The following is a 9,837-nucleotide window of genomic DNA, read 5'->3' as shown; positions in this document are numbered from 1 at the left end:
CCGACCCGAAGTGGTGCCCGTAAGCCGACCCGAAGTGGTGCCCGTAAGCCGACCCGAAGTGGTGCCCGTAAGCCGACCCGAGCGCGCCGCCCGTAACCCGCCCGAAAAAAGTCCGCCACACGAGCGACGGACGCCCGGCCCCTCCCCGTAGAGCAGATGTCAGAGCTGCTCCAGGGGCACTGCTCCACGGGCTGAAGGGTGGACCGGATGGGTGTCGAGATCTGTGTGGAAGGGCTGACCAAGTCCTTCGGTCACCAGGTCATCTGGCAGGACGTCTCGCTGACGCTGCCCGCCGGGGAGGTCTCGGTCATGCTCGGCCCCTCGGGCACGGGCAAGTCGGTGTTCCTCAAGACGCTCGTCGGACTGCTGAAGCCGGAGCGCGGCTCGATCACGATCCAGGGCCGGGACATCACCAAGCTCCGCGAGCACGACCTGTACGAGGTGCGCAAGCTCTTCGGCGTGCTGTTCCAGGACGGCGCGCTGTTCGGCTCGATGAACCTGTACGACAACATCGCCTTCCCGCTGCGCGAGCACACCCGTAAGTCCGAGAGCGAGATCCGGCGCATCGTGCTGGAGAAGATGGACATGGTCGGGCTGATCGGCGCCGAGGAGAAGCTGCCCGGTGAGATCTCCGGCGGGATGCGCAAGCGGGCGGGGCTCGCCCGGGCGCTCGTGCTCGACCCGGAGATCATCCTCTTCGACGAACCCGACTCGGGCCTGGACCCGGTCCGCGTCGCCTACCTCAACCAGCTCATCGTCGACCTCAACGCCCAGATCGACGCGACCTTCCTGATCGTCACGCACGACATCGCCTCGGCCCGCCAGGTGCCGGACAACATCGGGCTGCTGTTCCGCCGCGAGCTGGTGATGTTCGGGCCGCGCGCAGAGCTGCTGACCAGCGACGAGCCCGTCGTACGGCAGTTCCTGAACGGCCGGATGCAGGGCCCGATCGGCATGGCGGAGGAGAAGGACGCGGCGCAGGTCGAGCAGGAGCTCGCGCAGGTCGACGACAGCGCGCGCGTGCAGGAGCCGGCTCCCCGCCTGCTGCCGGGACCGGGCATCACCCGCCCGCCCCGCTGGCAGGCGATCGCACGGCGCGAGGCCGAACTCCACCAGGCGGAGGTGGCCGGCGCATGAGCCTGTCACCGGCCGGAGCGCTGCGGCACTCCGGCAGCCTCTTCGCGATGGCGCTGGACGTCGTCCGGACGATCCCCCGACGTCCCTTCCAGGCGCGGGAGTTCATCCAGCAGGCGTGGTTCGTCGCGAGCGTGACGATCCTGCCGACGGCCCTGGTCTCCATTCCGTTCGGGGCGGTCATCGCGCTCCAGATCGGCAGTCTCACCCGGCAGTTGGGCGCCCAGTCCTTCGCCGGGGCCGCCTCCGTGCTCGCCGTGCTGCGCGAGGCCTCGCCGATCGTCACCGCGCTGCTGATCGCGGGCGCCGGCGGCACGGCGATCTGCGCCGACCTCGGGGCGCGGAAGATCCGCGACGAGATCGACGCGATGCAGGTGCTGGGCATCGACCCCATCCACCGGCTGGTCGTCCCCCGCGTGCTGGCTTCGATGCTGGTGGCGGTGCTGCTCAACGGCCTGGTGTCGGTGGTCGGCGTGGCAGGCGGCTACTTCTTCAACGTCGTCCTCCAGAACGGCACTCCCGGCGCCTACCTGGCCTCCTTCACCACGCTCGCCCAGCTCTCCGACCTGTGGGCGGCCGAGGTCAAGGCGCTGGTGTTCGGTGCGATCGCCGGGATCGTCGCCTCCTACAAGGGGCTCACCGCGAAGGGCGGGCCCAAGGGTGTGGGCGACGCGGTGAACCAGTCGGTGGTGATCACCTTCATGTTGCTGTTCGTGACGAACTTCGTGATGACCGCCGTGTACTTCCAAGTCGTTCCCCAGAGGGGCTGAGGCATGGCGCTGCTGAAAGGCCTGGAGGAGCTGGGTGCCCAGCTGTCCTTCTACGGGCGGTCGCTGGCCTGGACCGGCCGCACCCTGCGCCGCTACAAGAAGGAGATCCTGCGGCTGCTCGCCGAGGTGAGCTTCGGCCGGGGCGCGCTCGCCGTCGTGGGCGGCACGGTCGGCGTGATCGCCTTCCTGTCGTTCTTCACCGGCACGGAAGTGGGGTTGCAGGGGTACGCCGCGCTCAACCAGCTCGGCACCTCCAACTTCGTGGCGTTCCTCTCGGCGTACTTCAACACCCGTGAGATCGCCCCACTGGTGGCCGGGCTCGCCCTCTCCGCCACCGTCGGCGCCGGGTTCACCGCCCAGCTCGGCGCGATGCGGATCAGCGAGGAGACCGACGCGCTGGAGGTCATGGGCGTGCCCTCGTTGCCGTTCCTGGTGACGACCCGGATGATCGCCGGGTTCGTGGCCGTCGTCCCGCTGTACGTGATCGGCCTGCTCTCCTCGTACCTGGCCGCCCGCACCATCACCACCGGCTACTACGGGCAGTCCACGGGCACGTACGACCACTACTTCCAGCAGTACCTGCCCCCGGTGGACGTGCTGTGGTCCTTCGGGAAGGTGCTGGTCTTCGCCGTCCTGATCATCCTGGTGCACTGCTTCTACGGCTACTACGCGAGCGGCGGCCCGGCGGGGGTCGGCGTCGCGGTGGGCCGTGCGGTGCGGACCTCGATCGTGGCGATCAACGTCCTGGACTTCTTCCTGTCGCTGGCCATCTGGGGCGCCAGCACGACCGTGCGGATAGCGGGGTGAGCCGCCGGATGAGAGTGCTGAGACTGCGGTTGTACGGCGTCGTCTTCATCGCCGTACTCGCCCTGCTGCTGTCCCTGTCCGTCGCCGTCTACCGCCAGGTGTTCACGCCGGTCGTGCGGATCACGCTGGAGGCCGACCGCCTCGGCAACCAGCTCGATCCGCGCGCCGACGTCAAGCTGCGCGGGCTGCTGGTCGGCGAAGTGCGCGAGGTGCGGGCCGACGGGACGAAGGCGACGCTCGACATCGCGCTGAAGCCGGAGCACGTCGACCGGATCCCGTCCGACGTGCACGCGCGCCTGCTGCCCAAGACGCTGTTCGGCGAGAAGTACGTCGACCTGGTCGCACCGCGCGGCTCATCGGCCCGGCCGATCCGCGCCGGGGACGTCATCACCCAGGACCGCACCCGCGTCGGCATCGAGGTCCAGCAGCTGATGAACGACCTGCTGCCGCTGCTGCGGACCGTGCAGCCCGGCAAGCTCAACGCCACGCTCTCCGCGTTCGCCACCGCCCTCGACGGCCGCGGCGACCGGATCGGCGACAACCTCACGCGAGTGGAGGCCTACCTGCGCCGCCTCAATCCGCACCTGCCGTCCCTGAAAGAGGACATCGCACGCTTCGCCGACGTCGCCGAGGTCTACGGCGACGCGGCGCCCGACCTGATGGAGATCCTGCGCAACACCGTCACCACCAGCCGCACGATCGTCGAGGAGAAGGACCGGCTGGCGGCGGCCCTGAAGTCCACGGCGACCGTCGCGGGCACCGGCGAGGACTTCCTCGACGCCAACGGCGACCGGCTGATCACCCTCGGCCGGGTCTCCCGCCCCACGCTGGAGCTGTTCGCCCGATACTCCCCCCAGTACCCCTGCCTGCTGGCCGGTCTGGTCCGGCAGGACAAGGCGTCCGAGGAGGCGTTCCGGGGCGGCAAGATGCACATCACGCTGGAGGTCGTACGGCCGCGGGGTGCGTACGAACCGGGTGAGGAACCGCGCTACGGCGAGCGGTCGGGCCCGAACTGCCGTGATCTGCCGCATCCTCCGGTGCCGGCACCCGGCAGCCACCTCGATGACGGTTCCGAACGGCCGGGTACGGCCTCGGGCGGCCCGCTCGGCGCCTCCGCCACCCGGGCCGAACAGCGGGCCGTCGGCTCGCTCGTGGCGCCGGTGCTGGGCGTGCCCGCGGACGAGGTGCCGCCGGTCGCGACGCTGCTGTTCGGGCCGATGGCGCGCGGGACGGCGGTGAGCGTCGCATGAGCACCACAGGTGCCCGGCAGACCGCCGCTCCGCTGATCAAGTTCAGTCTCTTCGCGCTGGTGACGATGGTGGCGACGGCCCTGCTCGCCGCAACCATCGTGAACATCTCCTTCACTCCCGAGCACGAGTACCGCGCGGTGTTCAGCGACGTCACCGGCCTGGAGGAGGGTGACGACATCCGGGTGGCCGGAGTGCGGGTCGGTGAGGTCGCGGGCATCCGGATCAAGGACCGGACGCTGGCCGAGGTCACCTTCACGGTCAGCCGGGACCGGCCGCTGCTCACCAGCACCGGAGCCGTCATCCGCTACCGCAACCTGGTAGGGCAGCGCTACCTCGCGCTGACCGAGGGCGCCGGCGACGGCACCCGGCTGCGCCCCGGCGGCACGATCCCGCTCGCGCGCACCCAGCCCGCCCTCGATCTGAACGCGCTGCTGAACGGCTTCAAGCCGCTGTTCGCCGCGCTCAGCCCGAAGGACGTCAACCAACTGGCCACCGAGATCATCAGGACCCTCCAGGGCGAGGGCGGCACCGCCAACAGCCTGCTGACGCACACGGCGTCGCTCACCACGACGCTGGCCGGCCGCGACAAGCTGATCGGCTCGGTGATCGACAACCTCAACACCGTGCTGAAGACGCTCGACAAGCGAGGCGCCCGCTTCTCCGGACTGCTCAAGCAGCTGCGCCGGGTCATCTCGGGCCTGTCCGCCGACCGCAAGCCCATCGGGAAGTCGCTGGTGAGCATCGGCGACCTGACGGAGGCCACCTCGGGCCTGCTGAAGGACGCGCGCCCGCCGCTCAAGGACGACATCGCGGAACTGACCGACCTCACCGGGACGCTGAACGACAACGAGAAGACCGTGGAGGGCGTGCTGAAGAGGCTGCCGAACAAGCTGGGCGAGCTGACGGGGACGGCGTCCTACGGCTCGTGGTTCAACTTCTACCTGTGCGACTTCGACGGCCGGATCGTGCTGCCGAAGACGAAGCAGGTGCTCACGCCCGAGATGCACGTGGCGAGGGCGAGGTGCGGGGCATGAGCCGCAAACGCCGCCCGGAGCCGCTGTTCAAGGTGCGCGTGGAACCGCCGAAGCTGCCGAGCCTGAGGCTCCCGCGTGTCCGGGCCCGCCGCAGGCCGCGTCCACAGCCGCTGATCAAGGTCCGCGTGGACCCGCCGAAGCTGCCGGGGATACGGCTCCGCCGTCCGCACCTCGGCCCCTTCCGCGAACGCAGTCCCCTCGTCATCGGCGCTGTCGGACTCACCGTCCTCGCGCTGCTGACCGTGGCCGCGTTCAACGCCGACCGCCTGCCCGTGATCGGCGACGGCGATACGTACAGCGCCGCCTTCGCGGAGGCGGGCGGTCTCAAGCCGGGTGACGAGGTGCGCATCGCCGGGGTCAAGGTCGGCAAGGTCGAAGAGGTCGACCTGGACGGCGACCATGTCAAGGTCACCTTCAAGATCAAGGACGAGCCGGGGTTCGGCACCGACACCGGCGCGTCGATCCGGGTCAAGACGATCCTCGGCGCCAAGTACCTCGCCCTGCATCCCGGGGGGCGGGGCCAGTTGGAGCCCGGTAGCGAGATCCCGCTGAAGCGGACCGTCCCCGCCTACGACGTCGTGCAGGCGTTCAGCGATCTCACCACCACGACGGAGAAGGTCGACACCGACCGGCTGGCCAAGGCCCTGGACACCATCTCCACCACCTTCGAGGACTCACCGCAGGAAGTACGGGCGTCCATCAAGGGCCTGTCGAAGATCTCCCGGACGGTGGCCTCGCGCGACAAGGCCCTCAAGGAACTCCTCGACCACGCGAACGGTGTGACGGGTGTGCTCGCCGACCGGTCGGGCGACTTCTCCGCGCTGGTCAAGGACGGCGACAAGCTGTTCAAGGAGATCAGCAAGCGGCGGGCGGCGATCCACAAGCTGCTGAAGACCTCCGCCGCGCTCGGCATCCAGCTCTCCGGCCTGGTGCAGGACAACGAGAAGGAGATCGGGCCCGCGCTCAAGGGCCTCGACACCGTGGTGAAGATGCTCGAACGCAACCAGTCCAGTCTGGACCGGAGCATCGAGCTCCTGGCTCCCTACGTGCGGGTCTTCACCAACACCCTCGGCAACGGCCGCTGGTTCGACTCCTACGTCCAGAATCTGGTCGCCGCCCCGGTGGTGCCGCGGACGCGAACGGGAGGTGCGCGGTGAGCAACCGCTGGAAGAAGCCCCTGGCCCTGCTGACCGTCCTGGCCCTGGCCGCCGCGCTCACCTACGTCCTGTGGCCGCGGACCGAGCCGGCCCGCGTGACGGCGTACTTCCCCCGGACCGTCGGCATCTACCCCGGCTCGGACGTCCGCGTGCTGGGTGTGCGAATCGGCGAGGTCAAGAAGATCACGCCGGAGGGCGGCCGGGTGCGGGTGGAGCTGGAGTACGACGCGGACCGGAAGGTCCCGGCGGACGCACAGGCCGCCATCATCAACTCCTCGGTGGTCAGCGACCGTTACGTGCAGCTGCTGCCGGTGTACCGGAGCGGCCCGGTCCTGCGGGACGGGGACGAGATCCCCGAGTCGCGCACGGCCGTGCCGGTCGAACTGGACCGCGTCTTCGACAGCCTGCACACCACGGCCGAGGCGCTGGGACCCGAGGGCGCCAACAAGGAGGGCGCCCTGTCACGGTTGCTCGGCGTCAGCGCCGACAACCTCGACGGCCAGGGCGAGAACCTGCACCGGACGGTGGAGGACCTCTCGGAGGCGGTCACGACCCTGTCCGACGGCCGCACGGACCTGTTCGGCACCGTCCGCAACCTTCAGGTGTTCACAGCGGCGCTGGCGGCGGACGACAAGAGCGTGCGGTCGTTCAACAGCAGCCTCGCCAAGGTCGCCGGGCAGCTCGCGGGCGAGCGCAAGGACCTGGCGGCCGCGCTGAAGAACCTCGGCACGGCGCTCGGTGACGTGTCCGCCTTCGTGAAGAAGAACAAGAAGTCGCTGACGTCGAACGTGGAGGGCCTGAGCAAGGTGACCAAGGTGCTCGTCACCCAACGGGCGGCGCTGGAGGAGCTGCTGGAGGTCGCGCCGACGGGCGTGTCGAACCTGCACAACGCCTACAATCCTTCCGCCGGCACCCTCGACACCCGCAACAACCCCGACCACCCGCAGGATCCCGCCGCACTGCTGTGCTCGATCCTGAGGACGACCGGGGAGAAGACCGACTGCGGGGACCTGAGGGACCTCTTCGACTCGCTGCCCGAGGTGCCCCAGGGCACCTCGGGCACCGGCACGGTCGACCGCACCCTCGGCGGAATCCTGGGAGCGAGCGCATGAGGCCCCCGCGCAGGGGCGGGGCCGTCGCCTGGACAGCCGTCGCGACGGTGCTCCTGTCGGGCTGCGAGTTCAACGGCTGGTACGACGTCCCGCTCCCCGGCGGAGCCGCCGCCGACGGCCACGCCTACCACGTCACCGTCGAGTTCCGCGACGTCCTGGACCTGGTTCCGCAGTCGTCGGTCAAGGTCGACAACGTCACTGTGGGCGCGGTGGAGAAGGTGGAGCTGGAGGGCTGGCACGCGAGGGTCCGCCTCCGGGTCGCCGACTCGGTGAAGCTGCCCTCCAACGCCATCGCGGAGCTGCGGCAGACCAGCATGCTCGGCGAGAAGTACGTGGCGCTGTCCCGGCCGCCGGAGAGCGCACCGGTCGGTCGGCTCCGCGACGGTGATGTGATCCCGCTGTCCCGCAGCGGCCGCAACCCGGAGGTCGAGGAGGTGCTGTCCGCGCTGTCCGCCCTGCTCAACGGCGGCGGCGTGGCCCAGCTCAAGACGATCACCACGGAGCTGAACAAGGCCCTGGAAGGCCGGGAGAACCGCGTCAAGTCCCTGCTCAAGGAGCTCGACACCTTCATCGGAGGCCTGGACGACCAGCGCAAGGACATCGTCCGCGCGCTGAAGGCCGTGGACCGGCTGGCCAAACGGCTCGGCAAGGAGAAGACGACGATCGCAGGGGCCGTCGACACGATGCCGCCCGCCCTGAAGGTCCTGGCCGACCAGCGCCGCGACCTGACGAGGATGCTCACCGCCCTGTCCAGGCTGGGCAAGACCGGCACCAAGGTGGTCAACGCCTCGCACGACGACACGGTCGCCAACCTCAGGCAGCTCCGGCCGATCCTGCACCAGCTCAACAAGGCGGGCAGCGACCTGCCCAACTCCCTGGAACTGCTGACCACCTATCCCTTCCCGCGCAACGCGGTGGACGCCATCAAGGGTGACTACGTCAACCTGCACGTCACGGCGGACCTCGATCTGGCCGGCGTCTACGGCAACCTGACGGACGAGCCGGGCGGCGGGAACGGCGGGGACACCCAGGTGCCGGAGCTTCCCGAGCCCCCCGGCCTGCCGGACGGACCGGATCTCCCGGACGTGCCGGATGTGCCGGGCGTGCCCAAGCCCACCGCCCTGCCGAGCAGGCCGAGCGTGCCGTCGTCACCGTCCGTGCCCTCAGGTGGTGACCCGCTGTGCCCGCCGGTGTGCACCGCCGGCCACGGCTCCGGCGGGCATCGCACCGGGGGTGACTGGCCCGAGGGGATCAACCTCGAACTCGCCGAGCTGATGCTGAAGGGGGTCCAGCCGTGATCACCCGTACGGTCAAGGCGCAACTCATCGCCTTCGCCACCCTCACCGCCGTAGGCGTGTCGTACGTCGGCGCCGAGTACACGGGCCTGGTGGACGAGGTCCTGGACCGCGGCTACACCGTGCGGGCCGACTTCGCCGACTCCGGGGGCGTCTTCCCCGGCGCCGAGGTCACCTACCGCGGGGTGCCGGTGGGCAAGGTCGGCGCCCTGCGCCTGGCCGGCCCGGACGGCGTCTCGGTCGCGCTCGACATCGAGGACGGGGCGCCCCGCATCCCGGCGGACACGCTGGCCGTGGTGGCGAACCGTTCGGCGGTGGGCGAGCAGTACGTCGACCTCCAGCCCCGCGCCTCCCACGGCCCGTACCTGCTGGACGGCAGCACGATCCCGCGCGAGAGCACACGGGGGCCGCTGTCGACGACGGACATGGTCCTCAGCCTGGACCGCCTGGTGAACTCGGTCGGCAAGGACGACCTGCGGGTCACGGTCGACGAACTGGGCAAGGCGTTCGCCGGCACCGGCCCGAACCTGGGCCGCCTGGTGGACTCGGGCAACACCCTGGTCGAGTCGGCGTCCGAGGCGCTGCCGGAGACGACCGCCCTGATCGAGGACTCACGGAAGGTCCTCAGGACCCAGGCCGACCAGGGCTCTTCGATCAAGTCGTTCGCGCGCGATCTGGCGTTGCTGTCGGCCCAGTTGAAGTCCAGTGACGGGGACCTGCGCAAGCTGATCGGCAACGCGCGGCCGGCGGCGCAGGAACTGAACTCGCTGCTGAAGTCGACCGGGCCGCAGCTGTCGGTCCTGCTCGCCAACCTGATCAGCGGCGGCCAGGTCACGCTGGCCCGCCTCCCCGGCGTGGAGCAGGCCTTGGTCACCTTCCCGCTGATGGTCGCGGGCAGCTACACGGTCGTCCCCGGCGACGGCACCACCCACTTCGGCCTGGTGCTGAACGCCGACGACCCGCCGGCCTGCACCCAGGGGTACGGCACGGCACGCCGGGACCCGGCGGACACCAGCACACGCGAGGCGAACACCGACGCCCGCTGCACGCTCCCGCGCGGCAGCGAGTCGTCGGTACGCGGCGCGCAGAACGCCCCGGGCGCGTCGACCGCCGACGGCGGCGCGAACCAGGCGGCGTACGTCACCCCGTACGACCCGGAGACCGGCACCACCACCGGCCCGGACGGAAGGAACGTCGAGATCGGCTCGGCGGGCGGCCAGCAGGCCGCGTTCGGAAAGGAGTCGTGGCAATGGCTGCTCGTCGGCCCCATGGCATGAG

At 70.2% G+C, this 9,837-nt stretch carries 9 protein-coding genes; all 9 read left to right on the top strand.

Annotated features, from left to right (window positions below; all coding sequences use genetic code 11):
- The first annotated feature begins 207 nt into the window (after positions 1 to 207).
- The 9 genes from GTY56_RS11800 to GTY56_RS11760 are packed head-to-tail and all read left to right on the top strand — an operon-like array spanning position 208 to position 9,836.
- Entirely contained in the window at positions 208 to 1,137 is a 930-nt protein-coding gene (locus tag GTY56_RS11800; protein WP_161362539.1) for an ABC transporter ATP-binding protein, read from the top strand.
- Positions 1,134 to 1,904 carry an MlaE family ABC transporter permease gene (locus GTY56_RS11795; protein ID WP_033306010.1) on the top strand — a complete coding sequence of 257 codons (771 nt, stop codon included), beginning with the start codon at positions 1,134 to 1,136 and terminating at the stop codon, positions 1,902 to 1,904. Before GTY56_RS11800 ends, GTY56_RS11795 begins: the two co-directional genes overlap by 4 nt.
- A gap of 3 nt (positions 1,905 to 1,907) precedes the next feature.
- On the top strand, positions 1,908 to 2,711 hold the full coding sequence (locus tag GTY56_RS11790; RefSeq protein ID WP_104783858.1) for an MlaE family ABC transporter permease: 804 nt from the start codon (positions 1,908 to 1,910) through the stop codon (positions 2,709 to 2,711).
- Positions 2,712 to 2,719: 8 nt separating this feature from the next.
- Positions 2,720 to 3,961 carry an MCE family protein gene (locus GTY56_RS11785; protein WP_161362540.1) on the top strand — a complete coding sequence of 414 codons (1,242 nt, stop codon included), beginning with the start codon at positions 2,720 to 2,722 and terminating at the stop codon, positions 3,959 to 3,961.
- Positions 3,958 to 4,995 carry an MCE family protein gene (locus GTY56_RS11780; RefSeq protein ID WP_161362541.1) on the top strand — a complete coding sequence of 346 codons (1,038 nt, stop codon included), beginning with the start codon at positions 3,958 to 3,960 and terminating at the stop codon, positions 4,993 to 4,995. The genes GTY56_RS11785 and GTY56_RS11780 overlap by 4 nt, the downstream gene beginning before the upstream one ends.
- On the top strand, positions 4,992 to 6,152 hold the full coding sequence (locus tag GTY56_RS11775; protein WP_237524375.1) for an MCE family protein: 1,161 nt from the start codon (positions 4,992 to 4,994) through the stop codon (positions 6,150 to 6,152). The genes GTY56_RS11780 and GTY56_RS11775 overlap by 4 nt, the downstream gene beginning before the upstream one ends.
- Positions 6,149 to 7,264, top strand: a complete 1,116-nt coding sequence (locus GTY56_RS11770) for an MCE family protein (RefSeq protein ID WP_346345414.1) — start codon at positions 6,149 to 6,151, stop codon at positions 7,262 to 7,264. Before GTY56_RS11775 ends, GTY56_RS11770 begins: the two co-directional genes overlap by 4 nt.
- Entirely contained in the window at positions 7,261 to 8,562 is a 1,302-nt protein-coding gene (locus GTY56_RS11765) for an MCE family protein (RefSeq protein WP_161362543.1), read from the top strand. Before GTY56_RS11770 ends, GTY56_RS11765 begins: the two co-directional genes overlap by 4 nt.
- Positions 8,559 to 9,836 carry an MCE family protein gene (locus GTY56_RS11760; protein ID WP_161362546.1) on the top strand — a complete coding sequence of 426 codons (1,278 nt, stop codon included), beginning with the start codon at positions 8,559 to 8,561 and terminating at the stop codon, positions 9,834 to 9,836. The genes GTY56_RS11765 and GTY56_RS11760 overlap by 4 nt, the downstream gene beginning before the upstream one ends.
- The last annotated feature ends 1 nt before the right edge of the window (position 9,837 follow it).

The organism is Streptomyces sp. SID5643, assembly GCF_009872555.1.
GTDB classification, from domain to species: domain Bacteria; phylum Actinomycetota; class Actinomycetes; order Streptomycetales; family Streptomycetaceae; genus Streptomyces; species Streptomyces iakyrus.
The sequence above is the reverse complement of the archived record's forward strand: the minus strand, read 5'-3'. Positions and strand labels throughout refer to the sequence as shown.